We start from the raw sequence: 24407 nt of genomic DNA, 5'->3' as shown, positions 1-24407 counted from the left end.
TATACACATCCAGTGTGTATATTTTACCGATGAAGAGCGGCGACATTATCTCGGCTTTGAAAGCAGACGGCTGGTACGAGGTCGCGACCAGAGGCAGTCACGTACAATTCAAGCATCCGACAAAGCCGGGTCGAGTTACGGTTCCGCATCCAAAGCGTGACCTTCCGATTGGCACGCTCAAAAGCATTGAGAAGCAAGCAGGACTGAAGCTGAGGTAAGCCCATGCGCAATTATATCGGACTGATCCATAAGGACGCTGATAGCGATTTCGGCGTCTCCTTCCCTGATTTCCCTGGCCTCGTAACCGCTGGCATCAATCTTGATGATGCGCGCCATATGGCGGAGGAAGCCTTGGCGCTTCATGTCGAGGGTCTGCTGGAAGACGGCGAAGCCATTCCGGAGCCGTCAACCCTCGACGCGGTGATGGCTGATCCGGACAACAGAGATGCAGTTGCCATTCTGGTTTCTCTCAAGGCGCAAAGCAGGAAATCTGTCCGCGTCAACATCACCTTTCCGGAAGAGGTTCTGACGGAAATCGATCGCTATGCAGAAGCACACGGCCTCACCAGATCGGGCTTTCTGGCAAAAGCCGCCCAAGACGCAATCAAGGCCAAAGAGAATGTTCGGGCGGCATAAGAGGCGCTTGTTTACGATCAGATGTCCACAGTCCATGTCATGAACTGACAAACGCCCATAACTCCTCCCTCTCCCTGTCCGACAGCGCATTTTCCTCTTCCGGCACATTCGCCGTCATCCAGCCGTGGAGCGCTGCGAAGAACTGGAACATCGACATGGCGCGGACCTGTTGCGGGGAAAACCCCATGGCCGCGCCGTTTCCGTAGATCGCGGCAAATCTCAACTTTCCGTTGGGAAGGTCATCGAGGGCGGAGCCTCTGGATTTGCCGCGTCTTGCTCCCCCGGCTTTTCATCCGGGGCACCGATAATGCCAGCGGTGAGGATGGCCTGGGCGATCAGCAGGCTTTCTGCCGGTGGCCGGGCCTCGACCCAGCTGCGCACCAGTTTGAGCGCCTCGACCGGCGTCTTGCCGCCGCCGATCAGGCCGAAGCGGATCACATGGGCGATATCGCCCACGCGCCAGGTGCTGGTCTGGAGCCGGTCGAGGATGACGTAAGGCCCGGCGTCGCAGGCCTCCTGCAATCCTTCTAGTTCGCCCCAGCCGAGGCGGAAGGTGTAATCGCCATCCGCCCAGGTCAGTGTGATCGAGGCATCCCTCATTTCGGGTTCACCACGCGCGTCATCTTGCCGTCGCTCTGCATGGAGATGCTGGCGGTGGCGCGCTTGCCGTTGTCGCCTGCGCTCTCAAACTTCTCGACATGCATGTGCCCGGTCCAGGTGATGGTCTTGGCCGGGAATTCCATCTCGACCTTCACCGGCACGCTGTCGATGCTCTCCCAGGCATCGAGCCAGGTCTCGACGCTTTCCTGCGCCAGCACCCCCTCGCCCGAGATCGACATGGAGAGCGAGGAGGCATCACGCCCCACCCAATCCACCGCATCGGGATCGTCGCAGTCGGGAATGGTCGTTTCCTCCAGCCCCTTGTCCAGCGAGACGGAGCGCTGGGTGAAGCCGCAAGGCGCGGAATAGACGATCGGATTGGCATCATTGCCAAGAAGAACGCGGATTTTCCCGCCACGAATGGTGGTTGCTTGTGCCATGACGGCCTCCTGATGTTTGGGAAAAGTCAGTGGTTTTCGATACCGGCGCGGAAGGTCAGCGCGATATGGGTGGTCAGGCCATCCGGGTCGCGCAGATCGCGCCGCCCATCCGGCAGGAAATAGGCAATTGCATTGTCGGCAAGCGTCAGCGCATCTCTGGCGAGCGCCTTGACGATGGCCTTGGCAATGCGCCGCCCCTCGGCAAAGCCGGGATCTTCCGACCAGATGCTGAGCTGGACGAAGAGTTCAGAGAGATCGAGACCATCCACCTCTTCCGGCACCTCCTGCGTGGGGCCGAAGGAGACATAAGGCAGCGTCACGCCATCCGGCACGCGATCATAGATCCGGGTGCCGATCAGGGCGGTGACCGCCGCGTCGGCTTTCAGGCAGGTGATGATCGCCACCTGCACTTCATGGGCTGCATCCTCGCTCATGACGCCGCCACCTTGCGCGCTGCCGTGCGAACGGCTTTGCGAACCCTGCGCTTGGCCGATTTCTTGCTCGCCCGCCACGACACATAGAAGAAGGGCCGCGCCGTCGTACCGGGGTTTTGCGATCCGGCAAACCTGCCGCCGTTCTTGTGCGGAGCCGTGCCATATTCCACCCAGCGGGCATAATAGGCCTCGGACGATCCGGCATAGATGGTGATGGTCATGTCACTGCCGGTTGATGCCTTCACTGCCGCAACGATGCCCGCCCCCTTCGGCACCTTGCCCCAGGTCCAGCCGATGCTGTCGCGCAAGGTGCCGTCATCTGTGGGCACAAGGTTTTTCATCATGGTCACGACACCGTTAGCCGCCGCTTCCATGCCCGCTTTGATCTCCGCCTTTGCCTGATCCGGCAGGCGTTTCAGCTTGCGGTCGAGCTTGACGAGATTGAGGATCCTGCTCATCCGGTCACTCCGCCTGTTTTGGTGAGAAAGTCGCGCCAGCGCCGGTCCTCATCGGTCCATTCGCCTGGCGTGACATCGGTGATGTTGAAGGTCTGGCCGCTGTCGAGATCGCGGATACGCCAGGCCGTCCCGACCGCCGCCACCTCCGGGCAATCGCGGACGAAGACGATCTGCACATGCTCGCCCTGAAGGCGGTCGGCCATCACGGTTTCGCCGCCGCGCAGATGCTGGAAACCGGCCCGGCAGCGAAAGCGCTCGATCCATCCGGCCACGGTCACGCCGTCGCCGCGATCGATCTCCTGCCGCTGTTCAAAGACAATGCGGCGCTTCAGGTCACCCGGCGTTCGCTTCAGCGCCATCGGCCTCTCCTGTCTGGTGTCGGGATGGTGCGGGCAGTTCCACCGCCTTGCCTGCGGCAATCGCCCGCTCGCCGCAGAGCTTGCGCACCGTCGCTTCCGTCCCGGCGCGATAGGCGATGGTGGTGGCGCGGGTGGGTTTGAAGTCGTAATCGTCCAGAAACCGCACCCGCATCATGCCCCCCGCCGCCAGTTGACCAGCAGCCGGTCAAAATCCGTGATCTTCTCCGCCGCCTGATTTTCCGGTCGGCCATAGATCTCCGCCACGCGCATGATGATGCCGAGGCGCAAATCCAGCGGCAGTTCGGCAAAGCCCACCTCATAGGTGACCGTGACCGGCGCGCCGCGATGGGCCTGCGGCCAGCGCCGGACCGGCTCCAGCCAGGCGTCCAGTTCACGGCAGCGCAGCCGGTAGCTGGCGGGGTCGAGAACCGCCTCCTGGCCGTCCGGTTTCGTGTAGGTGATCGCCGGTTTGCTGCCGGGCTTTACCGGCCCATCCGGCAGGCGCTGCAAATCCTCCCAGCCGTCGCATTGCGCCACCAGCGTGCGCGGCCAGAGGCTGAGATTGCAGCTCTGCTCGATGACCGTGGCGATCTCCGCAATCATCATTTCCAGCAGGGCGTCGTCGCTTGCGGTATCGATGGCGCAGCGATCCTTGACGGTCGCGACGGAGACCGGCAAGGCGTCCGATCTGGCGGCAACGGTTGCCGTATACCAGCTCATGGGATGTCTCCTGTTCAGGAAACGGGCAGGCAGGGTCATGCCTGCCCGGCTCAGGCATCAGGCGGCGGTCTTCATCGCCTTGATGGCGTTTGTGTCGCCCAGCTCACCGTCGAAGCGGATCAGACCGGCAATGCCGACCTTCGGCCAGAAGCGCTCGCGCAGCACGCCGATCACCGGCGCACCGACCTTGCGGACATAGTATTTCGAGAAGTCGCCAAAGAGCGCGATGCGCTTGCCCGCCTCGATCTCGTCCATATGCTGGTTGATCGAATAGGGCCGACCGTTGAAGCTCGCAGGCACGCCCTTCTGCACATCGCCCTGCTGCCACAGGTAATTGCCGTTACCGTCCTTCAGCTTGCGCGCCGCCAGCAGGAACTTGTCGTTGAACATCCAGCGGCACTTGGGGCTGGCGCGATAGGCCGGATCGAGCGAATGCTCATGTTCAAGGATATTGTCCCAGGTGAAGCCATTGGCCGTTGCCGTGGTGACGCCGAGCGAGGCGGCATTGGCAACGCCGTGCGGCTGGTCCTGCCCCGTGCCGGTGGTGAGCTTGCGGTTGCCGATCCGGCCCAGCCGTTCCCCGATCAACCCGCCCAGCAGGCTTTCCATGTTGAACAGCGAATCCGCCTCCAGCTCGAAGGACCACTTGATGAACGGCGTCGCATAGACATAGGCGTTCAGGGTTTTCTGGCCGAACTCGGCATCACCGCTGCCGTCTTCCAGAAGGTCGGCGGCTTCGGCCAGCGCATCGGCCTCATGGTCGGTGTCGTCAATCGTCGGCACCAGCATTTCATTGCCCTTGGAGGTGGAAAGCACCGTGCAGATGTTTTCGTCATAAAGCGGCCCCCAGGCCTTCATAGCCTTGATGATCTCCGCTTCCAGCTCGGTCGGCACGGTATAGCCACCGGCAATGGCGCTGCTGGTCACCTGATCACGGGTCTCGAAGGTGGCGATGCCCTGTTTCAGGACCGAGCGCTCTTCCGCCGAAAGATCGGACGGATTGACGCCGCAGACCACCTTGGCAAACACGCTGCGATATTCCACCTTGCCGCTTTCCGGCAGATCAAGGCCCCGCGTTTCCGGCGTGTCGCGCAACGGGCGGCTCTGGGCGCGGCGCTGTTCATCCCGCTCCTCATGGCGCTTTTCCAGCTCCGCCAACCTTTCCTCGCGGTCGATGATCGATTGCAGCCGGTCATGCTCGGCCATGGCCTTGTCGTGGGCGGCTTCCAGTTCCTTGGCGCGCACCTCGTCGGTATCGGGCGTCATCGCCTCCAGCCGTTCGCGGGCCTCCGCCACGAGACGCGATTGTTTCTCACGCAGTTCTTTCAGTCTCTGCGACATGTCATGCTCCTGATTGTTGGGGAAAGAAGAATGGCGAGCCGGTTAGGAGCGGCGCGCCAGGTCGAGGCTCATTTTCATGCGAAGCCGCGTGGCGGGCAGGAAAGAGCGGGTGTCTGAGCGGCGGGCGCATTCAAGCGACCGCAGCGCAATCGAGGTTCCGGCATAGGCCGGGATCGAGACGATAGAGACCTCGAAGAGGTTGACATCGGTAATCGTGCGGCGCGGCAGGGCGCGGGTAAAATCCCACTCCTCGCCAACCGCCTCGAAGCCGAAGGACATGCCCGAGACATCGCCGCGCGCAATCAGCGTGCGCACATCCCGGCCCGCCGTGGTGTCGGGCAGGTCGATCTCGACCGAAAGCCCCCGCGCATCCTCGGCGAGCCGCAGCGTGCCCGCCCGGTTGCGACCCAGCACCAGCGCCGTGTCATGGTCATAAAAGGCGCGGATATCATCGCCGCGCAGCGAGCGGGCAAACGTGCCCGGCGCAATGGTCTCCTCGAAGAGATCGCCAACCATCGTGACCTCCCCGAAGATCGCCGCATACCCGGCGACCGTCATGCGCTCGCCATCGGCGCGGGTTTCCACCGGCTGGGCCAGTGAGCGGCGCTCACGCTCCCCCGGTTTCGGTGCCATCATCATCCACCTCCCTTTCTGTCTCTTGTGTGGGATTATCGAGCGGCGGACCGCCATTATGGCCGAGCCGGGCAGCGCTCCCGATGGGGACGGTCGCACCCTGAATGTAAAGCTGGTCTGCTGCCGGGTTCGGATCGCGCGGCCTGCCCTCGATCTCGCGGCCCTCGTTCGGGGTGAGCAGCGCCGAGTTGACGCCCGCCGCCAGCGCCTCGACGCGGCTCTTGAAGTCGCCGCGCATCAGGCCGTCGAGGTTGTGACGGACATAGCGGCGCGTGTTCATCCGCCCGAAGATCTTGAGGTTCATTTCTCCCTCAAGGGCGGTCGCCCACTGGCTGACCAGATGCTTGACCAGATAAAGGTCGTTCTGCTCGACATTCGAGAAGGTGGCCCGGCTCAGATCCTGAAGAAAGTTCGGCGGGATCTGATAGGCGCGGGCAATCTCCTGCACCTGATAAAGTCGCGCCTCGGTCATCTGGCCCTTTGCCGGATCATAGCCGACCTGGGTCAACTTATACCCCGTCGGGAGGTGAATGACCGGGAGATTGTCCTGCTGCGCTTGGCGGACAGCCCGATGGATATCCTCGCGCGCCCGCTGCATGGCCCTGGCATTGGCTGGCGCTGGCCCCTCTAGCGCCAAGGGCGGCACCCCGCCGCCTGCGAAAAAATTCGAGGCATAGTCGTTCATGGCAAGCGCCAGCTGGATGGCCTTTTCCGCCATAGCAATCGGTCCGCGATGTTGGACCAAATTGCGCTTCAGCATATAGGGAATGTCGATCACGTCCGAGGCCGGATATTCACGACCCTCGAAACTGTACGACAACCGGCCATGGCGGCGGCGGATCGAGCAGGCTCCCGGATCAATCGGCCAGAGCGCCTCGATACCGCTGCCCTTGCGCTCGATCCACGCCAGCCCGCGCCCGCCGGTAAACACCTGCTCCCAGAAGAAACGCCGGAATTTCGAGGTGTCCATTTCCTCATTCGGGTTTTCTTCCAGCACCACGGCAAGCTTGCCGCCGAGGCGCTCCGGCCCGCGATCCGTCGTTTTGTAAACATGGAGCGGCAGGGTTGCCAGCGTGCGCGACAGAAACGATACCGCCGCCTGCACCGCTGGCACCTTCAGCGCCGTTTCAATGCTGACAGTCGGCAGTGCCCCGCCGCCCAGGCCGAAGAACTCCATGAAGTTTGCGGCGCTGATCGGCACGGTTTCGCTTTCGAGCGACGTTGAACGCCGCTCGGCCTTGCCCTTTTTGGAAGCCATCAGGCCACCCCTTTTACTTGTTCATGGAAAAATCCGGATCATCCCAGGGCGAGGCCTGCGATGGGCGAACACGGCAGAGCGCCATGCCCGTCGCCATGGCGAGAGACACCATGCCGTCGATGCGGCCAAAGGCATGTTCCTTGTCGAACATCCGGTGGCCGGTGCGGTTTTCCGCATAGACGACACTGGCAGCACAGCTATCCAGCATCGGGTTCGGGTCGATTGCGATCCGCTCCTCATAAAGCGCGTTTTCCAGCATGTTGATGCTGTGCGGCATCCAGAGGTAAATCTCCTGCTCGCCATCCGGGGCGCTCGGATCACGCTCCAGCACCCGGCGCTGGAAGCCTTGCGGGTGGATGGTGAGCGGCAGGGAAACGCCCTGATCTTCCAGATGCTCGGAAAGCTGCTCAAGCCCGTATTGGTCGGCGCCGATCTCGATCGGTTCAAACCGCGCACAGATCTCCGCCACCGCAGAGGCCAGCCAGGAATATTTGAGCCGCTGACCCGGAACCGCCTCGATATGCCCCTGATCGCGCCAGAGATCATAGGGGGCCTGGTCGGTGCTGGCCCGATCCGCCAGCGTGTCGGCGGGCGTCCAGAACCATGTTTTCGAGGCAAAGCGCTCGGCGTCCTTGGTGCTGTCCAGCACCCAGATCAGCGTCAGCGCCGTAAAGTCCCGCGTGCGCGACAGATCAAGACCGCCATAGCAGGGGAAGCCCTGCTCGATAAGCCAGTCAAGATCTGCCTGCCGCTGGCAGGCCATCCACGCCTCGCGGCGGATCGCGGCATTCACCGATTGCGTCCATTCGCAAAAGTGCAGCCGCGCAATGCCGTTGCGCTTGCCGGGCATCGCCTTCGCCTGCGCCACGACACCCGCCAGATATTCCCGCGTGATCGTCACATCGAGGAGCGGATTGGCCTTCACCCAGCAGTCCGGGTCATTTTCCCAATCATCGCCCTCATCGAGCGAGCAGACAAAGGAAAAGGTGGTATCGTCCTCAACGACGCCCGCCGCGACATTCACCGCATGCTGATGCTCTTCCCAGCAGATCGAGTTACGGTCGGACCCGGAATTGGTCGCCATGACCAGGAGCGGCTGTCTGCGGAACTTGAAGCCGCGCTCCAGCATCTCGATCACGTCGCGGTTGGGATGTTCATGCACCTCATCGCAGAGCGCGCAGGAAGGACGTGGCCCCGATTGCGCCTTGTCCGACGAAATCGGCTTGAAGAACCGCTTGTCGCCGCCCTTGGCATGATAGGTCAGCTGCCAGACCGGGTTTTCCCCCTGGCTCGTCACCTTCCGGGAAAGCGTCGGCGACTGGTCGCGCATGGCAACGGCATCGCGGAACAAAACCTGCGCCTGATCCTTCTTGGCTGCCGCCGCATAGACCTCGGCACGCGGCTCGCCATCCGCCACCATCATCATCAGGCCGATACCGCCGAGAAGCGGCGACTTGCCGTTGCCCTTGCCCTCTTCATCGTAGAAACGGCGGAACCGGCGAAGCCCGGTATCTGCCCATTTCCAGCCGAACAGCGAGCCGATGCGGAAAGCCTGGCTTGGATGCGGGGTAAACCGGATGCCCTCGAACTGCCCGCCATTCAGCCGCAGGTGCTTCGAGAACCACGCAATCCGCTTCTTCGCCTCGTCCAGATCCCAGACCAGACCCCGCGCCGGGCCGTCGCGAAGATCGAGCAGATGGCGGCGGCAGGTGTTGCGCACATGCGGCCCCGCCACAACGACGCCCCGCAGCACATCCGCCGCCCAGGCGGTCACCGGATCATCCTCATAGGACACATCCGGGATGTCGATCTCAATCGAACCCGTCATCGGTGGAGAACTCAAATTTTGGGAATGGCGCGGTCGCCGGGAAGCCGAGCCTAGAAGAGGCTGACAATCATCATGACCAGCACGAACAACAGGATAAATATGAAAAAGGGCCTGAAGAGATAGAACCTTTGCCAGTTCGTCAGGTTAAGGCTATATCCAAACATGCGCTCATCGATGTTCAGCCGGTCGATTTTGCTGTCGATCGAGAAGTCCCAATCAACGGACTGATAAAAGCGATACTCATTCACCTGCACCGAGAGCTGGTGAACGATAGCAAAAGCGACGACTGCCAAAACCGGCACAATAACGATGAGTTCCCACATTCCGCAGAAGATAGCGCTTCAGCTTCCCTCGGCAAGACGTCAATCAAACCCATCATCATCATCGAAGTTGAAACCCATTTGTCCGCTCGTTTGCAGGCCGCGCTCTGCCGAAGGCGTCATGCCGAAGTCGCTCGCCAGCGCCCGCATCTGCCGCCATGTTTCGTTGAGCTGCCCGACCTCCGGGCGGCTCTTGAGCTGCACGCCGTTGCGTGTCTCGCTCTCATAGGTTTCGCCGTTCTCGCGCACATCAAGCCGGAGTTTTTCGTACCGCGAAATCGTCCAGCACAGCTGTTCGAACATGAAGATGTTCGTCTCGTTCAGCCGGTTCTTGCGCGGATCACATAGCGGCGGCGCAATCCGGTCATAGATCGCCCGCACATCAAAGGGCAGCTCTGCCGGTCGCAACTCCCGCGCCCGTGCCGCCGCCCGCGCCTCAAAGTTCGCCCCGCCGCCGTCTTCCGATTTGAGCGGCACGACGTTTTCGCTGGAAGGCTTCCGTCCCTTCATCAGCCCCTCCTGCCCTGTGGCTTTTTGCCTTCAATTTCCACTCGTTACACAGAAATGTTGGACGCCGGTGCGGGCCGTGAATGCCCCTCAAGACTGACCCACCCCTACCCCTTGGATCGACGGCCTCACCGCCGGTTCGCCGGGTGCCTGGGGTCGGTCGGCCAGCCGTCCGCGCCCATGGCCGTTGAGAAACCACGAAGCTCTTCCCGCTGCTTGGTCGCGTCATGGTGCTTCTTGCAAAGGGTCTGGAACGGGCCGTTCCAGAATGCCTCGGGATTGCCGCGATGGCGCTCGACGTGATCGCAGATGAAGCCTTTCACCAGCTTGCCTTGCTGTCGGCACATCCGGCAGTAGGGTTCCCGCTTCAGCTGGGTTGCCCGCACCGCCCGCCAAGCCGGGGTGTAATACCAGGAGCGCCAGCCCTTGGCCTCGTCGGATCGTTGATCTATCGCCATAACCCTAAAACGAAAAAAGGCGACCCTCTGGCCGCCCTCGTCAAAACATAGCTTACGCACTGGCCCTGAAGCGGTTGCCTATTGGCTTGCTTCAAGGCGGGGGCTGACCGGTGTACCAACCTCGGGATTACTCCCCGCGTTCTACCGCGTTCTCAGAGGCTCACTAGCAGGATCATCAGCTCATCCAATGCGCAAAAAGAATCACAGCTCGCTCAGGAATGCAATAGGCATCAACACAGGAATTTTTCGGCCCATCATTTCAACCTCAACCACCACGTCTCCCACGCCGCTCAGGCACTCGGTCACCACCTCGCCGCTCATCGTCGCGAACGGTCCCTCGGCAATCCGCACCCGCTGACCGCGCCGCACCGGCATTCCCTGCCGTTCATAATCAAAATCACCAAACCGCGCTTTCTCTCTGTATCGATTGATGAAATCAGCTTCGATCATCAACGGCGCTTCCCATGTCCCGAGAACGCCGATCACATGCTCCACCGTCTTCAGCCCGGCCATGGCAGAGCCGGTGACAGCGCAGCGAACCGGCACGTAACCCAGCAGCACCGGCACATCGGCAGCCGGAATTGTCCGCCCGCGCCGATAGTGCACCTTGCCCTTGCGGGTCGGCACCAAGGCCTCGATGTTCATCGCCTCCAGCAAGTTTTCCACAGCCTTTTCCCGGCCCGTCATCACCCGCAGGCAGAGCCATTGCGTCTGGTCTGGCCGCTGATCCGCCACCTCGCGGCTTGCCATGGAAAGCCAGCGCTTGCGCGCCTGCTGCTCGGCGGTGAGCCGTGCCAGCCGTTCCTGCCCGCGATCGGAAACAGGAAGCTCGATCTCGTTTGCCCTAAGCTGCATCCTTGCCACGCCCTTCGCTGATTGCCTGTTCAAAATTCGCCAATGCCGCTTCGACAGCGGCGTCGAGATCGCTCGCATCCGGGGCAACAGCCGGAAGCCACACATGCCCGAGCGGCTTCTGGATCTGCGGCCAGCCGCGCCGCTCATGCAGCCGCTGCCATGCCTGGAAAAGCGCGCTGTCCCGGCTCACGGCCTGGAAGCCAGCCACATGCGGTTTCAGCGCCAGCGAAGTCACGAACGGCTCGCAGCTCCGGGCCAGATCCAGCATCTTGTTCGCCACCGGCCAGCCGTTTCGCATCCGCTTTTCCCGGATCAACGCCTCCCGGCTGATCTTTCCGGCGCTCACCTGCGCCTCCTCGGTGCGGGTGATCATGAACCGCCCGGTCGGCGGCGAAAGCAGTTCCTGGAACCACCGCCCCATCCACAGCTTGCCGCAATAGGCGGCTGCGCCATGGGTCGGCCCCTGCTGCTCTGCCGCATCGGCAGGCATGTCTTCCCAGGCCCGGTTTTTGAGATAGACCGCAGGGGCCGTCACCTTCCGCCCCGGCCAGGAAAGGTAGACCGGCGTCAGCTCCACACAGGCCGCCCGCTCCTCGGCAGACAGCGCCATCCAGGCATTGCGGGCAAATTCCAGATCGCCCAGCCCCGGCCAGGTCTTGAACCAGCGCTGGAACTGCCGTTCGCTACGCTCCCGTTCCGCACGGCGAGAGGCCTGCGGCTCCTGCCCCTCCAAATCGGAAGAAATTTTTTTCTCTTCCTGCTTCTCGCGCCCACGCCCGCCGTTTCGTTCAGAGAGGGTCGTTCTAAGAGGATCGTTAATAGGTGCCGATCCAGGATCGGCAGGGGGTGCCGATCCAGAGTCGGCAGGGGGTGCCGATATATCGGCAGGGGGTGCCGACTGGTCGGCAGGGGTATTAGAACAATTTTCTAATTCCGCTTCATTCTCGTCGTCATCAAGATCTGCATCGAATGCATAGCCCTGCGGCGGCTGACGGTCATAAACCACCCGATAGAGATGCGCGGTATCGCGGCCATCATTGACGGTCACGATATGCCGCTCCACCACACCCATCTCGATAAGCCGATCAAGCGAAAGCTGAACGGTAGAACGTGCGCAGCCGAGCTGATCCGCCATCTTCACCTGAGAACGGCGGCACCAGCCCTGCTTGTCGGTATGACGGCCCAGCAGGCAGAGGATTTGCAGATCCCTGCCCCGCAGCCGTGGATCGGTCACGATCCAGCCGGGAATAATGCTGAAACGGGCGTTGCTGCTCACAGCCCACCCCCTTTCACGATCCGGCGCATATGCTGGCGCACGTCCTCCACGGCACGGCTGACGCCATCACGCCAGCCGCCCGCCTCCCCGCGCACCGAGCGCAGCGCCGAAAGCTCGCAATCCAGATAATCGATACCGGCCATGAAGCCCGCCGACCGCAAAGCCAGCCGAATGCTCATTTCCTCGCGAAGCAGCAGGCTTTGCGGCACCCGCAGCAGCCAGTCGGCCCGCTCGGCATGGTCCTGGCAGTCATAAAGCTGTTCGATGATGGGCAAATCCCCGCTCATGCATCACCCCCGCCGCGCAGCCAAGCCTCATACTCGCCATGCAGCGAGAGCCAGGCAGACCTTGCGCGGTCATCCTCATTGATCTGTTTTTTGCTAGTTATGCCGAGGCGGGCCTTCAAAGCCGCATCGGCACTGGTCTTGTCATCCGCCGCCGCCTGTCCGGCGCGGCTCAGGAATTGCTGGAAAGAAGGCCTGGACAGCAGAATGGACGCCTGCGCCGCATGATCCGGCCTCTTGCGCTCCGGCTGCACAGCCAACTGCCCGCGAAGATCGAGAACCGTCGCACTTGCCCGATCAAAAAGCCGCAGAAACAGCCGCAAATGATCCAGCGCCCCGCAAATCAGGTCACGCTCATCATGCAGCGCCGCCGTGTGGATGGTGGCAATATGCGCCTGCTCACCCATCGGCCTGTGCACGATCAGCCGCGTACCCTCGCGGGTCGCCTCCAGCGTCCAGACATCATCCTGCAACCGCTCCGCCGAGCCCTTGAGCCGGTTGAGCGTCGCCGCCTCCCGCTGGCGGTTCACATCCTGCATGATGCGGCCTCCAGCGCATATCCGCCCCACTGAACGGCCATTGCATTTGCGATACCCGGATAGGTCTTGGACCGGATCTTCCAGCGATCAGCCCGTGGCGGCGCACGATGGACTTTCGACCATTTCCGGTGCTCCTCGGTACCCGCTTTCGGTGGCGTCAACCGGTTGGTCGCCTGAAGCTTGGGAAGATTGCGCAGGTAAAAGCTGGTTGCCTTGAAAGCCTCATCACCGAACCACCACGGCTGCACGGTCTGTGCCGGTTGCCGGTAGTTCCTGATCCGCGCCTTGGCGTGGCAGTGCATGATGGGGTTTTCGATGGCAATGCGCTCGATCGGCGCATTCCAGCAATCTGAAAACAGTGCAGCGCCCTCGTCCAGTTCCGCCCACATCTGTTCCAGTGTCTTCCCGGGAGGCGGCACTTTCAGCCAGCGCACACCGGAATTGCAAAGACGGGTGCACGGGGGATGCATGACGGCGAGCAAATCCCAACCCTCATGCAGCAATTCCCGAACATCACAGACAATATGCCGGTTGCTGCCATCATCGGCTGGCAGCAAGTCACACGACCACACATCGTGGCCGAGAGCGGAAAACGCGCGCCGGACAACCCCGGAAGTTTCGCATCCGACGAGAACCTTGAGAGGAGCCGACAGTGGTGCAGGGACAGAGACGGCGCCACTCATGCCGCCACCTCGCGCGAAAGCCGCAGATCGGCAGCCGCAATCAGGCCCGCCACCCGCTCGGCAGAAAGCCCGCGCCGCAGAAACCGCAGCGCCACCAGCGGCGGAAAAGGAAAAGCCGCGCTGGCGATAGCGCGGCGGACAGGAGCCGGAAGAGCGTCGAAAGCCTCCATCACAGGCCCCCGTGCACCAGGCGCGGCCCAAGCTTCTCGCCGCCGCGCTCGATCACCACGGCCAGCGCCTTGCGAAGCTCGGAAACGGCAAGCTCCACCTCGGCGGCATCGCGGTCCATCTTCCGCGCCTCAACCGGCGTCACCACCATATCGGCAATCGCCACCGCCCCGCCCGAGGTCAGATCAGCAGCCCGTTGCACCACAGCCGTATAGCTGGTCAGCACATTGCGATCGGCAGCCTGCTCGGCGCCAGGATCAGAAAGCCGCCGCCCGTTCAGTTCCGCCAGCGCCGAGGTCACCAGCGGCACCCCGCATTCGCTTTCCAGTGCAAACACCACGGAAATCGGCATCAGCTCCGGGTCCGTGGCATTGTTCATCCGGCCAATATGGCTCTTGGAAACCGAGGAAATCAGCGCCGCCCGCTCAATGCCACCCACCAGACGGATCAGATCCCGCTGCGCGGCTTTGATCCGGTGAAACCATGCATCAGTCTTCATAAGGCAAAACCTTTCCCGCGCCGGGAAAAGCCCGGCGTTATTCCCGTGGTGGGAAGTGATCGAAAATGTGAGGAATGGGCCGTGAACGCGTTACGGAGGCCCGCATGCCAATATTGAGAACGACAGCACCGTCAGGCGCACCTCTTCCCCAAAAAGCTTTCGGGCAGGACCACAACAAATCCATCTTCGGACGGGCGCGTTTCCAACTCCGGCATTCCGAGACGAATATGATGATTGTGGAGAGAGACAGGCTCCACCGTGAGCATGTAAACACCCTTGCTGGTCACCACGCGCAGCGATTCCCGCCACTCAGACGGAAAGGCCAGCGCATCAAGCCGGGCCTCAAGCTCGGCAAACGAATTTTTGAAATGGAGTTCGTGCATTTGACACCTCAAGACCCTGGTCGAACAGGGAATGTTGAAGGGCGCGAAAACTCTTAGGTGTTCGCAACCAGACAAAAATCTGGCTGCACAACATCGTTAATCGCCTTATGGCGAACTGAATAAGGGACATATCCCTCACATGTCAACAGGATATGTCCCTCTTTTTTAGTGACAAGGGATAAGGGATATTTCCCCCATGGAAACGCTTCAAACTGTGGAGATTATTGAAAGGGTTGAAAATCGCGCGAAAGAGCTCGGTCTTTCCCTGCGAAAGGTATCTCTGTTGTCTGGGCACGGGCCAGACTTGATCCGCGATTGGCGAAGACCAAAATCCGTTTTACCCAGACTAGATAGCATCCAGAAGATCGCGTCGGTACTTAATGTGTCGGCGGGATGGCTAGCTTTTGGTGAGGTCGGAGAGGACCCCTCGCATTCCGTGACGCGGGTGCCCCTGATAAGCTGGGTGGCAGCAAGCCCCTACTCGGAGACGGGCTTTACAGAATATGAAGCGACGGCGCAGCGTTTAGCAGTGGATGGCCTGAAACCCGGCAAGCATTTTGCCCTTCTGGTTTCAGGCGATTCCATGAATCGAATCGCCCCAGAAGGCGCAAAAATTATTGTAAATGCGTCCATAAAAGAGCTTCTTCCACGCAAGTTCTTTATATTTCAAAAAGGCGATGCCGCGACCTTTAAGCGCTTTATGAGAAACCCGGACAGGCTTGAGCCCTATTCAACCAATCAAGAACACGAAGCAATCAGCCTGGATGCTGACACAACTGTTCTTGGTCAAGTCGTGAAGGTCATAACAGACTTGTCATAGTGGTCAGGCGATTAGGATGATTCCGGCAGAATTTTAAATTTGCCTACTAGCCCCTAAGAATGCTTTTATTAAGCAACGTCAAACCACGACAACCCCTAAAATTTCGTCCGCAAGAGCATTTATTGCGGCCTTCTCACGAACGTCGCGCTTTCCATCCGCATCCATTACCGCAACACACACACGCAGCAGACGCTCGATCTGACGCTTATCTTCCCCAATAAGCGAATCGATAGCACTTTTTATTGCAGAGTCAGTTGGGCGCAGCCTCAACAAATAACGTTGCAGCGAAGCCTGCCGCAATTCATCCAAGAAGTGACCGCTTCTTTCAGCAACTGCAATCAAATGAATGAGACCAATCTCGACTTCTTGCTCGTGCACTCTCCCATCGGATCGCATGACCGCCGCTATCAATACAGCGTGCACACGAACATCTTCCAGGATGCGCGCCCAATCCTTATCAAGCCCGGCAGCAAGAGAGGCAGGCAGGCTCATACCGAAATTTTCCCTCAGGAAAAGCGGTACGTCTTCAAAAACTTCACCATCGTAATCGATGCAGCATTTAATCCTGTCAATGCGAAATTGCCGCATCGCGTTACGTTCGTGGCATTTAGCAAAGAGACAGGGAGTGCCACCAGCCCCCGCAACAATAGACCAGACAGTGACACGCCGTGCAGATCCCCTGCCTCGGGAGTCAACATACTCGATCATAAAACTTTGTCCTTCGGCATAGCCAAGAACATCAGAAACATCGGCTAAATCGTCGTCATCAGTTTCCGGCAAGATAATCGGCTTCGCCGCTCGATATGGTCGAGCCTCAACATGCTCAGACATCACCGTAAGAAAGTCAGATATGGCCACAGACGCCCCCATCAATTAGCCCCACAACCTAAGGATTTACGATGAAAGAGCTCAAAAGACAGAGGGACATATCCGTCATCCCTCTTGACTGCGGGACATGTCCCGCGTATACGGCTGTTAGTGTGAATTTCGCTTCAATATCCAAAATACCTTCTGCGGCTTAAGCAGCAGCTTCGCATTTATCTATTGAAGCAACAGTAGGAGAAAGCCAGACGGCAAAACTGACAGGAATAGCGCCTCCCTAACATCCTTTCCGGTTTCCGCAGCCACGGCGCTGCGGTTTCCCGAACGGATACCCTTTCGACAATCCCCAGACCATCCATGCAGCGCGCGCCTCTACAGCCGCGTCGGATCAGCCGTGCCTTTGTGCCGGAGGAAAGGAACACGCATGAGCAACGCAAAGCCCCGGCGAAAGCCGAAAACCTCCACCCTTCCCAACCGCGCCACCGCCGAAACCATTCCGCGCTTCCAAATGCGCACCAAGGACGGCGTTTGGATCACCGTGGCGCGTATCACCGCCCACGTGGAAATGGTTGAACAGCAACAAAAGCGCCGCAGCGTGATCAATTTCAAGAACTGGCAATCACAGAACGGGGAGAGAAAAAATGCGGAAGGCTGAACAGGTGCCGGGGGCAAGCCCCATCAGAAAACGCGCCAGCGAACACGCAATGGCCGCAGCCTTGAAGGCCGCCAAACGCGCAGGCCTCATGGTCGATCGTCTTCTTATTCAGGACGGCACTGTTGAGATTCGATTTGCAGGGAGCGTCGAAGGCGATGCCGAGCCAGCCTCCCCTGACCTCAAGGAATGGTAGAAAACCATGAAAGTCAGCTATCCAGGCCTTATCAAGGAAGAGCTGCCTTCGGGCAATATCCGTTACCGCGTGAGGGTGATTGGCAACCCCAAGCAGCGCATTCGCATCTTTTGCCTGCCGGGCGATGAAGATTTCAGCCGTCAATATACGCTCGCCCGTTATGGCGAGCAGCCAGCACCGTTAAAGAAGGCATCGGAGGTTGTGAAACCCCGTTCCATCGGCTGGCTGGTGCATAGCTATTTTGAGCATATGGAGCAAAGGGTAAAGGCGAAGCTTACTAGTGCCAAGACGCTGAAAAAGAAAAGAAACCTTCTGGCTCGCCTGATCGAGGATCCAGATCGGGTCATGCTCATCCCGCAAGCGAAGCTGATCGAGATGCAGGACAAAATGGCGAGCACTCCCGCCCAGGCAGACGCCTTTATCGAGGCCATAAGCGTCATGTATGAGTGGGCGATCAAGCGCGGCCACATCAAAACCAATCCTGCCAAGGGCATCGAGCGAATCTACAAGAAAGGCGACGGCGCCACCCCGTGGAAGTCGGCAGACGTGAAGCGTTTCTTTGCCCATCACAAACCGGGCTCTAAGCCTTTCATTGCCATGTCGATTCTGCTCTGGACGGGATGCCGGATCGAAGACCTGACATTCCTTGGCCCCCGGCACGAGTGCATGCTGGACGGCCTCGAGGCACTAAGATGGGTGCCTGCCAAAAAGGGATCAACGGAAGTGACCATCCCCCTGCTCAAGCCCCTGAAAGCAGCAATCCATAGCCAGGGCACAATAGCTGAAACCTACATCGTCGCTCGCGGCAACAAACCGTTTGCCAGCGGTGATTCCATGTCGGCCATGTTCAAGCGCTGGTGCATCGATGCTGGGCTGCCCCATCTCTCTGCACATGGTGTGCGCAAGGGCCTAGCCGAGCTGCTGGCCGAACAAGGCTGCAGCCAATATGAAATCATGGCCATTCTCGGCCATTCAGAGGCCAAGACGAGCGAGGTTTACACGCGGCGTGTGGAGAGGTGGAAGCTGGCACAGCAAGCCATGGACCGGTTAGACGTGTCTGAGGCCTGGCTGTGACACCCTGACCGCCCCATAATCATCACCTTTGTCAATTTTCTAGAGCAACTTTTCGCAGCAAACGCTCTAGCATTAGCCCAAAGCACACACTGCCAATAGCAAAACCAATAAAATATCGCTTGTCCAGATAATCAGTCGGATAGCCGAGATAATAAGCAGACCGTACCCATTCGACAGCATGAAACACGGGGTTCCAAGAGCAGCCATACAAAGCTAACTCTGGAAAAGAATGAAGATATATCGGAGCTCCAGAGGAGAGATAAAATATCACCATAGAGAAACCATAAATCATAGGAAATACAGGCGCAACGGCGGAAATAACACTGGCAGTTATGCCGAATCCAATTGACAGTATTACTGTAAAGAAAAAGGCAAGCAAAGCCTCAGAAGGATGAATGGGAACAGGATTTGAACCTGTAAAAATTAGGTATACATAAATAAATAAAAATGATATAACTATACCAACAAATTCAAGAAAAGCTCGAGCCAGAACTATATCCAGCAAACGCACAACAGGAAAAGCCATCATCGATTTGTTTGCCAACAATGAAATCGACATGAATCGAGACACGTACATGAAAGTCATAACAGGTAGCAAACCTGTTGCAAAAAAAAGCTGAAGATCGTCACCAAACTCAGAATTTTTCGAAACAGCGAAATAAACGCCGAGAAGCAACAGGATGTGAACAAACGGGAAAAGTGGAACAATCAAAAACCCTAACCCGTGATTAAAATAGCGACTACGAATGTCACGCAAAATAACAGCATGCATCACGTTGAATTTCTGCTGTATTGCGTCCCGCACGGTAATGGTCGAGCGAAGCTCAGGCTCTTGTACCCTTTGCGCAGTGATCTCTTTCACGGCTTTCCCCGAATTCGTTACCGTCTAGGTGTACGTTAAAAATTGGGCTTTTCCGAGTCCTTAGCAATCCACGCACGAGACACCCACCTAGAGGCTGAACCTAGCGCAATTCACCAGTTCACAAGCACGTCGGAAGTTCGGCGGGCAATCGGTAGAAAAACTTAATGTGTCCCACGCTCATTTTGACGTGGGACACATCAAAACTTAAGCCTTTGGAGAAAAAAGAAAACCCGGCTCAAGGCCGGGTTCTTTGGTGCGGTCGAGAAGACTCGAACTTCCACGGGTTACCCCACAGCGACCTCAACGCTGCGCGTCTACCAATTCCGCCACGACCGCATCGTGGTAGCTTTCAGAGCCGATTTGCGTCGGCGAGGAGGCATCTAGCAAATGCCTTGGGGGTGCACAAGGGTAGACTGCAACATTTTTGTGAAATCTTTCCATGCCCCTGCCAAGACCTTGGGAAAATGACATTTTTCGCGATTGAAGGCCTGCGGCTTTCGCAGCCTTGAAATCACGCGCTTTTCCTGTCAATGACGCGGTCATTCGCTGGCCTTTGATAAGGGAAGGGATTGCTATGCTCCGCACCGATCTTCAGCTTGAAATGTTCCCTAAGGCCGGTTCCCCGCCCGTACGTTGGCGTATCTCCGATCATTTGGTGCCCTATGATCAGGCACTTGCCGCCATGGAGGCTGAAGTGGCTGCCATTGCCGATGGCCGCGCTGACGAACTGGTCTGGCTTTTGGAGCATCCGCCGCTTTATACCGCCGGCACCAGTGCCGATGAGAAGGATCTGGTGGACAAGGAGCGTTTTCCGGTCTTCGCAACGGGGCGTGGCGGCGAATATACCTATCATGGGCCCGGCCAGCGCATTGCCTATGTGATGCTGGACCTGAAACGGCGGCGGCAGGATGTGCGCGCCTATGTGGCAGCTTTGGAAGAGGTGGTCATCCGCACGCTTGGTCTGATGAATGTCCGGGGCGAGCGCCGCGAAGATCGTGTCGGTGTCTGGGTACGGCGGCCGGACAAACCACCCCTGCCCGATGGCTCCGTGACCGAAGACAAGATCGCCGCCCTTGGCATCCGGCTGCGGCGTTGGGTCAGTTTCCACGGCTTGTCGCTGAACGTGGAACCCGACCTTTCCCATTACGGCGGAATCGTGCCTTGCGGCATTTCAGCCTATGGGGTGACAAGCCTTGCCGACCTTGGGCTGCCAGTGATGATGACGGATGTGGATATTCGCCTCAGGGAGGCGTTCGAGAGTGTTTTCGGTGAAACCGTCAACGATGGGGAAGCCGCTTGAACAAGCGGCTTTCTGCTGAATAGGTTTAAAAAATCCACAATCAAAAAAGGAGGCAGCCGATCAACTGGCGCGGCGCTGCTCCAGATCATCGATACGCTGATGAAGCTTTTCGATCATCGAACCGGTTTCCTCGTACATTTTCATCAGGCGTGTCAGTTCCTGACGCATGACGGGAATCATGCTGCCGCTTGCGCGGTCCTCATCGGGTCCGGCTCCCTCACCCGTTGCAAGCCAGGTGCCGCAAACGCCGAGAGCCTCGGCCACATCGGCCAAGCCATGCGGATCCGCTTCACAGCGGTCAGCTTCCCAGGCCTTCAGGCTTTGCACCGGCACGCCAGCCAGCAGCGCCAGTGTCGAAAGGTCGATGCCAGCCGCGTCCCGCGCAGCAGACAGCCTCCCACCCAACGTATCGTCGTTGATGTTGAGAAGCAGGTTCAGATCGTAGCGAGCCATAGAGTCCCTTCTCCTTGACGGCGCGCTCGTAGCCTTGGCCACGGACGCCACTTGATCTATCGCCGCTCAAAGGCGGTGACGGCGGTTTTGTTCCATGGTCGGAAAAAAATTTCCGGTCAGGCTCAAAGCCTACCAATGTGGCAGGGATGGGGCATGACAACACCGTGCGCCCTGCATGGCGCATAAGAGATCGCTGTAACGCCTTATATCTGCTGCGCAATTTTACCTTAAACCTATTGCGATTTAAGGAATTATGCAGTCTTGTTTGCGGCACGCTCTCGGAGCTTCGCGACCGGTGTTTTGCAAAAAGGCAAGCATCACCGGGATCAGCTTAAAACATTCAAAAAATATGATTTATACAAAGGCTCGAAGATGCGTCAGACGCTTGAGATATTCGAAAAAAGAATACCAAGCGCCATTTTCAATGGCGCTTGGTATTATTCCGCTGCCTTCGGCAAGTCCGGAACGGCCTCGGACAGCCCGATCGCCGGAGGTTCCAGTTCGTAGGAATATCCCTCCAGCATGGAATAAGCCCGCTCTATGGCATCGATCTGCGTTTCAGCGGTTTTGATAGCATCGGCAATGGACTGGGTGCGGGCGCGCAGCATGGAGCCCAGCACATCCGTCTCCGGCTTGCGGCCCAGCCGGTCCATGTGCTTGCGGATGCGCGTGCGATGCCGCTCCAGTTCCAGAATATGAAAACGCGCTTTCAGGATATCATCGGTGAGCTTGCGACGCAGCCCGGCCACGGGATCGAAGCTGCCCGGTTCGCGCTCATCGAGAATCATGTCGTTGATCAGCGTTTCCAGCACCATCAGGCCCTTGAGGTCGGCCACATCGGCCAGTTGCGGATCGTAACCGGTGTCGTCATAGACCTTCCGGCGCACCGGATCCTTCAACAATTCATAAGAGGCGGTGATGCGGCCAAACTCTTCCGTGTCGCCGCCCGTATCGGGATGGGCATTCTTTGCCTTTCTGCGATAGGCCGCCTTGATGGCCGCTTCATCGGCATCGCGCTCCAATCCGAGCATGGCATAGGGATCGATCACAGAAACACCTTTTCACCAGAAATCTGAGGAGTTTGCAGGCTGTTCCTCGTCTTTTGGTTAGGAAAAGCCGCTGCACAAATCAGCCACAAGTGTAGCGCAGGCCGGGGCAAAAATGTGGAAAGATTCGCGCTATCCCCAACCCGGTTGCGCCACGCGTCATCCACAGCATGGAAAAGCCGCATTTTCCAGTCGCGCAAGCCGCAAGCCTGCTATAAAAGAGCGGCAAAACGCCCACGCCGGATAGCAGAGAGAGCCATGACGATCCCGAACTCCATCCCGATCACCCCGGAACTGGTTGCATCCCACGGATTGAAGCCGGAGGAATATGACCGGATCCTGCAATTGATCGGGCGTGAGCCGAGTTTTACCGAGCTTGGCATTTTCTCTGCCATGTGGAACGAGCACTGCTCCTACAAGTCCTCCAAGAGATGGCTGCGCACCCTGCCCACCAAAGGCCCGCGCGTTATCCAGGGACCGGGTGAAAATGCCGGTGTCGTGGATATCGACGACGGCGATTGCGTTGTCTTCAAAATGGAGAGCCATAACCATCCCTCCTATATCGAGCCCTATCAGGGCGCTGCCACCGGCGTTGGCGGCATTCTGCGTGACGTCTTCACCATGGGCGCACGGCCTGTTGCGGCCATGAATGCGCTGCGCTTCGGCGCGCCGGATCATCCCAAGACCAAGCATCTGGTGGCTGGCGTGGTGGCCGGTGTCGGTGGTTACGGCAATTCCTTCGGCGTGCCCACCGTCGGCGGCGAAGTGGAGTTCGACGAACGCTATAACGGCAATATTCTCGTCAACGCCTTTGCCGCCGGTCTCGCCCGTACCGATGCCATCTTCTATTCCAAGGCGGAAGGCGTAGGCCTGCCGGTGGTCTATCTCGGCGCCAAGACTGGCCGTGACGGCGTCGGCGGCGCAACCATGGCTTCTGCTGAATTTGACGAATCCATCGAGGAAAAGCGCCCGACCGTGCAGGTCGGCGATCCCTTCACCGAAAAATGCTTGCTGGAAGCATGCCTTGAATTGATGGCAACCGGAGCCGTCATCGCCATTCAGGACATGGGAGCCGCAGGCCTCACCTGTTCTGCGGTTGAAATGGGCGCCAAGGGCGATCTCGGCATCGAACTCGACCTCGATAAGGTGCCGGTGCGTGAAGAGAACATGACGGCCTATGAAATGATGCTTTCGGAAAGCCAGGAGCGCATGCTCATGGTGCTGAAGCCGGAAAAGGAGGCCGAAGCCAAGGCAATCTTCGTCAAGTGGGGTCTGGATTTCGCCATCGTCGGCAAGACCACCGACGATCTGCGTTTTCGCATCATCCATCAGGGTGAGGAAGTCGCAAACCTGCCGATCAAGGAACTGGGCGATGAGGCACCGGAATATGATCGCCCCTGGCGTCAGTCCGACAAGCGTGCGCCGCTGCCGGCTAATCTGGTGGACGAACCGGCGGATTACCGCGAAGCTATCCTCAAGCTCGTCGGCTCGCCCAACCAGTCCAGCCGCCGCTGGGTCTATGAACAATATGATACGCTGATCCAGGGCAATTCCCTGCAGGTGCCGGGTGGGGATGCGGGTGTGATCCGCGTGGAAAATCATCCCAGCAAGGCACTCGCCTTCTCCTCCGATGTCACGCCGCGTTATGTCGAGGCGGATCCCTTCGAGGGCGGTAAGCAGGCGGTGGCGGAATGCTGGCGCAACATCACCGCAACCGGCGCAGAGCCGCTGGCCGCGACCGACAATCTGAACTTCGGCAATCCGGAGAAGCCGGAAATCATGGGCCAGTTCGTGGAAGCCATCAAGGGCATCGGCGAAGCCTGCCGGGCTCTCGATTTCCCGATCGTTTCGGGCAATGTCTCGCTTTACAACGAGACGAATGGTGTTGCCATTCTGCCCACGCCGACCATTGCGGGTGTTGGCCTGCTGCCGGATTGGAAGCGCATGGCCAAGATCGGCTCGGCTGAGGAAGGCGATCATGTGCTGTTGATCGGCACGGACGGTTCGCATCTCGGCAGCTCCATTTATCTGCGCGATATCCTGGGCCGCACCGATGGCCCCGCTCCGGAAGTGGATCTGCACGCCGAACGCCGCAATGGCGATTTCGTCCGCTCGGCCATCCGCAACGGTCAGATCACGGCAGCCCACGATATTTCCTCGGGCGGTCTGGCGCTGGCGCTGGCGGAAATGGCCATCGCATCGGCCAAGGGTCTGGACATCGACCTCTCCGAAAGCCGCGGCCCGAACCATGCACTGCTGTTCGGTGAGGATCAGGCCCGCTACGTCGTGACGGTGCCTGCCGATCTCGCCAATTTCATCTGTGCCAATGCCGAAGGTGCCGGTGTGCCCTTCCGCCGTCTTGGCAAGGTGGGCGGTTCTGCGCTTTCAATCAGCGGCGTTTGCACGATTGCCGTTGACGAATTGCGCAAGGCGCATGAATCATGGTTCCCTGCCTTCATGGATGGCACGGGCGACGTTCTGGCCGCCGCAGAATAACGAGAGA

The 24407-nt window shown here is 59.2% G+C and carries 35 protein-coding genes and 1 tRNA gene; 8 read left to right on the top strand and 28 right to left on the bottom strand.

Annotated features, from left to right (window positions below; genetic code table 11):
- Positions 1-29 precede the first annotated feature (29 nt).
- Positions 30-218, top strand: a complete 189-nt coding sequence (locus QO005_RS11850; RefSeq protein ID WP_307158312.1) for a type II toxin-antitoxin system HicA family toxin — start codon at positions 30-32, stop codon at positions 216-218.
- Positions 219-222: 4 nt separating this feature from the next.
- Positions 223-636: a type II toxin-antitoxin system HicB family antitoxin gene (locus tag QO005_RS11845; protein WP_307158241.1), complete on the top strand. Its 414-nt coding sequence runs from the start codon at positions 223-225 to the stop codon at positions 634-636.
- A 37-nt stretch (positions 637-673) separates the two neighbouring features.
- Here the strand turns inward: QO005_RS11845 and QO005_RS11840 are convergent, their stop codons facing one another.
- From QO005_RS11840 to QO005_RS11730, 23 genes are all read right to left on the bottom strand, one after another.
- The gene (locus tag QO005_RS11840) at positions 674-823 is read right to left on the bottom strand and encodes a hypothetical protein (protein WP_307158240.1); all 150 of its coding nucleotides are present in this window, start codon (positions 821-823) and stop codon (positions 674-676) included.
- A gap of 32 nt (positions 824-855) precedes the next feature.
- Positions 856-1236, bottom strand: coding sequence for a gene transfer agent family protein (locus QO005_RS11835; protein WP_307158239.1), 381 nt, complete (start codon positions 1234-1236; stop codon positions 856-858).
- Entirely contained in the window at positions 1233-1676 is a 444-nt protein-coding gene (locus tag QO005_RS11830) for a phage tail tube protein (RefSeq protein ID WP_307158238.1), read from the bottom strand. Before QO005_RS11830 ends, QO005_RS11835 begins: the two co-directional genes overlap by 4 nt.
- Before the next feature lie 26 nt (positions 1677-1702).
- Positions 1703-2110, bottom strand: coding sequence for a DUF3168 domain-containing protein (locus QO005_RS11825; protein ID WP_307158237.1), 408 nt, complete (start codon positions 2108-2110; stop codon positions 1703-1705).
- Positions 2107-2568 carry an HK97 gp10 family phage protein gene (locus QO005_RS11820; protein WP_307158236.1) on the bottom strand — a complete coding sequence of 154 codons (462 nt, stop codon included), beginning with the start codon at positions 2566-2568 and terminating at the stop codon, positions 2107-2109. The genes QO005_RS11825 and QO005_RS11820 overlap by 4 nt, the downstream gene beginning before the upstream one ends.
- Complete coding sequence (locus tag QO005_RS11815) at positions 2565-2927, bottom strand: head-tail adaptor protein (RefSeq protein ID WP_307158235.1); 363 nt, start codon at positions 2925-2927, stop codon at positions 2565-2567. The genes QO005_RS11820 and QO005_RS11815 overlap by 4 nt, the downstream gene beginning before the upstream one ends.
- On the bottom strand, positions 2902-3102 hold the full coding sequence (locus QO005_RS11810; protein WP_307158234.1) for a hypothetical protein: 201 nt from the start codon (positions 3100-3102) through the stop codon (positions 2902-2904). Before QO005_RS11810 ends, QO005_RS11815 begins: the two co-directional genes overlap by 26 nt.
- Positions 3099-3647, bottom strand: coding sequence for a head-tail connector protein (locus QO005_RS11805; protein WP_307158233.1), 549 nt, complete (start codon positions 3645-3647; stop codon positions 3099-3101). The genes QO005_RS11810 and QO005_RS11805 overlap by 4 nt, the downstream gene beginning before the upstream one ends.
- Positions 3648-3704: 57 nt before the next feature.
- The gene (locus QO005_RS11800; protein WP_307158232.1) at positions 3705-4988 is read right to left on the bottom strand and encodes a phage major capsid protein; all 1284 of its coding nucleotides are present in this window, start codon (positions 4986-4988) and stop codon (positions 3705-3707) included.
- Positions 4989-5030: 42 nt separating this feature from the next.
- Complete coding sequence (locus QO005_RS11795) at positions 5031-5627, bottom strand: HK97 family phage prohead protease (RefSeq protein WP_307158231.1); 597 nt, start codon at positions 5625-5627, stop codon at positions 5031-5033.
- Positions 5596-6879, bottom strand: coding sequence for a phage portal protein (locus QO005_RS11790; protein ID WP_307158230.1), 1284 nt, complete (start codon positions 6877-6879; stop codon positions 5596-5598). The genes QO005_RS11795 and QO005_RS11790 overlap by 32 nt, the downstream gene beginning before the upstream one ends.
- A gap of 13 nt (positions 6880-6892) precedes the next feature.
- The gene (locus tag QO005_RS11785) at positions 6893-8707 is read right to left on the bottom strand and encodes a terminase large subunit (RefSeq protein WP_307158229.1); all 1815 of its coding nucleotides are present in this window, start codon (positions 8705-8707) and stop codon (positions 6893-6895) included.
- A gap of 50 nt (positions 8708-8757) precedes the next feature.
- Complete coding sequence (locus QO005_RS11780) at positions 8758-9030, bottom strand: hypothetical protein (protein WP_307158228.1); 273 nt, start codon at positions 9028-9030, stop codon at positions 8758-8760.
- Positions 9031-9069: 39 nt separating this feature from the next.
- Entirely contained in the window at positions 9070-9537 is a 468-nt protein-coding gene (locus QO005_RS11775; protein WP_307158227.1) for a P27 family phage terminase small subunit, read from the bottom strand.
- A gap of 125 nt (positions 9538-9662) precedes the next feature.
- Positions 9663-9992 carry an HNH endonuclease gene (locus QO005_RS11770; RefSeq protein WP_307158226.1) on the bottom strand — a complete coding sequence of 110 codons (330 nt, stop codon included), beginning with the start codon at positions 9990-9992 and terminating at the stop codon, positions 9663-9665.
- A 201-nt stretch (positions 9993-10193) separates the two neighbouring features.
- On the bottom strand, positions 10194-10847 hold the full coding sequence (locus QO005_RS11765; protein ID WP_307158225.1) for a transcription termination/antitermination NusG family protein: 654 nt from the start codon (positions 10845-10847) through the stop codon (positions 10194-10196).
- Positions 10837-12123 (bottom strand): helix-turn-helix domain-containing protein, encoded by a 1287-nt coding sequence (locus QO005_RS11760; RefSeq protein ID WP_307158224.1) that lies wholly within the window; start codon positions 12121-12123, stop codon positions 10837-10839. The genes QO005_RS11765 and QO005_RS11760 overlap by 11 nt, the downstream gene beginning before the upstream one ends.
- Positions 12120-12410: a hypothetical protein gene (locus tag QO005_RS11755; protein ID WP_307158223.1), complete on the bottom strand. Its 291-nt coding sequence runs from the start codon at positions 12408-12410 to the stop codon at positions 12120-12122. Before QO005_RS11755 ends, QO005_RS11760 begins: the two co-directional genes overlap by 4 nt.
- Entirely contained in the window at positions 12407-12946 is a 540-nt protein-coding gene (locus tag QO005_RS11750) for a hypothetical protein (protein ID WP_307158222.1), read from the bottom strand. The genes QO005_RS11755 and QO005_RS11750 overlap by 4 nt, the downstream gene beginning before the upstream one ends.
- Positions 12934-13629: a hypothetical protein gene (locus tag QO005_RS11745; protein WP_307158221.1), complete on the bottom strand. Its 696-nt coding sequence runs from the start codon at positions 13627-13629 to the stop codon at positions 12934-12936. The genes QO005_RS11750 and QO005_RS11745 overlap by 13 nt, the downstream gene beginning before the upstream one ends.
- Positions 13626-13799, bottom strand: coding sequence for a DUF6525 family protein (locus QO005_RS11740; RefSeq protein ID WP_307158220.1), 174 nt, complete (start codon positions 13797-13799; stop codon positions 13626-13628). Before QO005_RS11740 ends, QO005_RS11745 begins: the two co-directional genes overlap by 4 nt.
- On the bottom strand, positions 13799-14296 hold the full coding sequence (locus tag QO005_RS11735; RefSeq protein WP_307158219.1) for a hypothetical protein: 498 nt from the start codon (positions 14294-14296) through the stop codon (positions 13799-13801). The genes QO005_RS11740 and QO005_RS11735 overlap by 1 nt, the downstream gene beginning before the upstream one ends.
- A 131-nt stretch (positions 14297-14427) precedes the next feature.
- Complete coding sequence (locus QO005_RS11730) at positions 14428-14679, bottom strand: hypothetical protein (RefSeq protein WP_307158218.1); 252 nt, start codon at positions 14677-14679, stop codon at positions 14428-14430.
- 196 nt (positions 14680-14875) lie between these two features.
- Here QO005_RS11730 and QO005_RS11725 point away from each other — a divergent pair, with 196 nt between their 5' ends.
- Complete coding sequence (locus tag QO005_RS11725; protein ID WP_307158217.1) at positions 14876-15499, top strand: XRE family transcriptional regulator; 624 nt, start codon at positions 14876-14878, stop codon at positions 15497-15499.
- A gap of 78 nt (positions 15500-15577) precedes the next feature.
- On the opposite strand, the gene QO005_RS11720 is transcribed toward QO005_RS11725, so the two are convergent.
- Positions 15578-16357, bottom strand: coding sequence for a tellurite resistance TerB family protein (locus QO005_RS11720; RefSeq protein ID WP_307158216.1), 780 nt, complete (start codon positions 16355-16357; stop codon positions 15578-15580).
- A 388-nt stretch (positions 16358-16745) separates the two neighbouring features.
- Here QO005_RS11720 and QO005_RS11715 point away from each other — a divergent pair, with 388 nt between their 5' ends.
- The 3 genes from QO005_RS11715 to QO005_RS11705 are packed head-to-tail and all read left to right on the top strand — an operon-like array spanning position 16746 to position 18243.
- Complete coding sequence (locus tag QO005_RS11715; protein WP_307158215.1) at positions 16746-16976, top strand: hypothetical protein; 231 nt, start codon at positions 16746-16748, stop codon at positions 16974-16976.
- Positions 16963-17169 (top strand): hypothetical protein, encoded by a 207-nt coding sequence (locus tag QO005_RS11710; RefSeq protein ID WP_307158214.1) that lies wholly within the window; start codon positions 16963-16965, stop codon positions 17167-17169. Before QO005_RS11715 ends, QO005_RS11710 begins: the two co-directional genes overlap by 14 nt.
- 6 nt (positions 17170-17175) lie before the next feature.
- Positions 17176-18243 carry a tyrosine-type recombinase/integrase gene (locus QO005_RS11705; protein WP_307158213.1) on the top strand — a complete coding sequence of 356 codons (1068 nt, stop codon included), beginning with the start codon at positions 17176-17178 and terminating at the stop codon, positions 18241-18243.
- A 31-nt stretch (positions 18244-18274) separates the two neighbouring features.
- On the opposite strand, the gene QO005_RS11700 is transcribed toward QO005_RS11705, so the two are convergent.
- The gene (locus tag QO005_RS11700; protein ID WP_307158212.1) at positions 18275-19105 is read right to left on the bottom strand and encodes an ABC transporter permease; all 831 of its coding nucleotides are present in this window, start codon (positions 19103-19105) and stop codon (positions 18275-18277) included.
- 251 nt (positions 19106-19356) lie between these two features.
- Positions 19357-19441, bottom strand: a tRNA-Leu gene (locus QO005_RS11695).
- 238 nt (positions 19442-19679) lie between these two features.
- Between QO005_RS11695 and lipB the strand changes: the two genes are divergently transcribed.
- Positions 19680-20405: a lipoyl(octanoyl) transferase LipB gene (gene lipB, locus QO005_RS11690; protein WP_307158211.1), complete on the top strand. Its 726-nt coding sequence runs from the start codon at positions 19680-19682 to the stop codon at positions 20403-20405.
- A 60-nt stretch (positions 20406-20465) separates the two neighbouring features.
- Here the strand turns inward: lipB and QO005_RS11685 are convergent, their stop codons facing one another.
- The gene (locus QO005_RS11685; RefSeq protein WP_307158210.1) at positions 20466-20858 is read right to left on the bottom strand and encodes a helix-turn-helix domain-containing protein; all 393 of its coding nucleotides are present in this window, start codon (positions 20856-20858) and stop codon (positions 20466-20468) included.
- Between the two features lie 437 nt (positions 20859-21295).
- Positions 21296-21889 carry a J domain-containing protein gene (locus QO005_RS11680; RefSeq protein ID WP_307158311.1) on the bottom strand — a complete coding sequence of 198 codons (594 nt, stop codon included), beginning with the start codon at positions 21887-21889 and terminating at the stop codon, positions 21296-21298.
- A gap of 273 nt (positions 21890-22162) precedes the next feature.
- Between QO005_RS11680 and purL the strand changes: the two genes are divergently transcribed.
- Positions 22163-24400 carry a phosphoribosylformylglycinamidine synthase subunit PurL gene (gene purL, locus QO005_RS11675; RefSeq protein ID WP_307158209.1) on the top strand — a complete coding sequence of 746 codons (2238 nt, stop codon included), beginning with the start codon at positions 22163-22165 and terminating at the stop codon, positions 24398-24400.
- Positions 24401-24407: the final 7 nt, after the last annotated feature.

It is taken from the genome of Allorhizobium paknamense, from assembly GCF_030815125.1.
Classification (GTDB): domain Bacteria; phylum Pseudomonadota; class Alphaproteobacteria; order Rhizobiales; family Rhizobiaceae; genus Allorhizobium; species Allorhizobium paknamense.
Note: the sequence above shows the minus strand (reverse complement) of the source record. Positions and strands in the feature narration are given on the sequence as shown.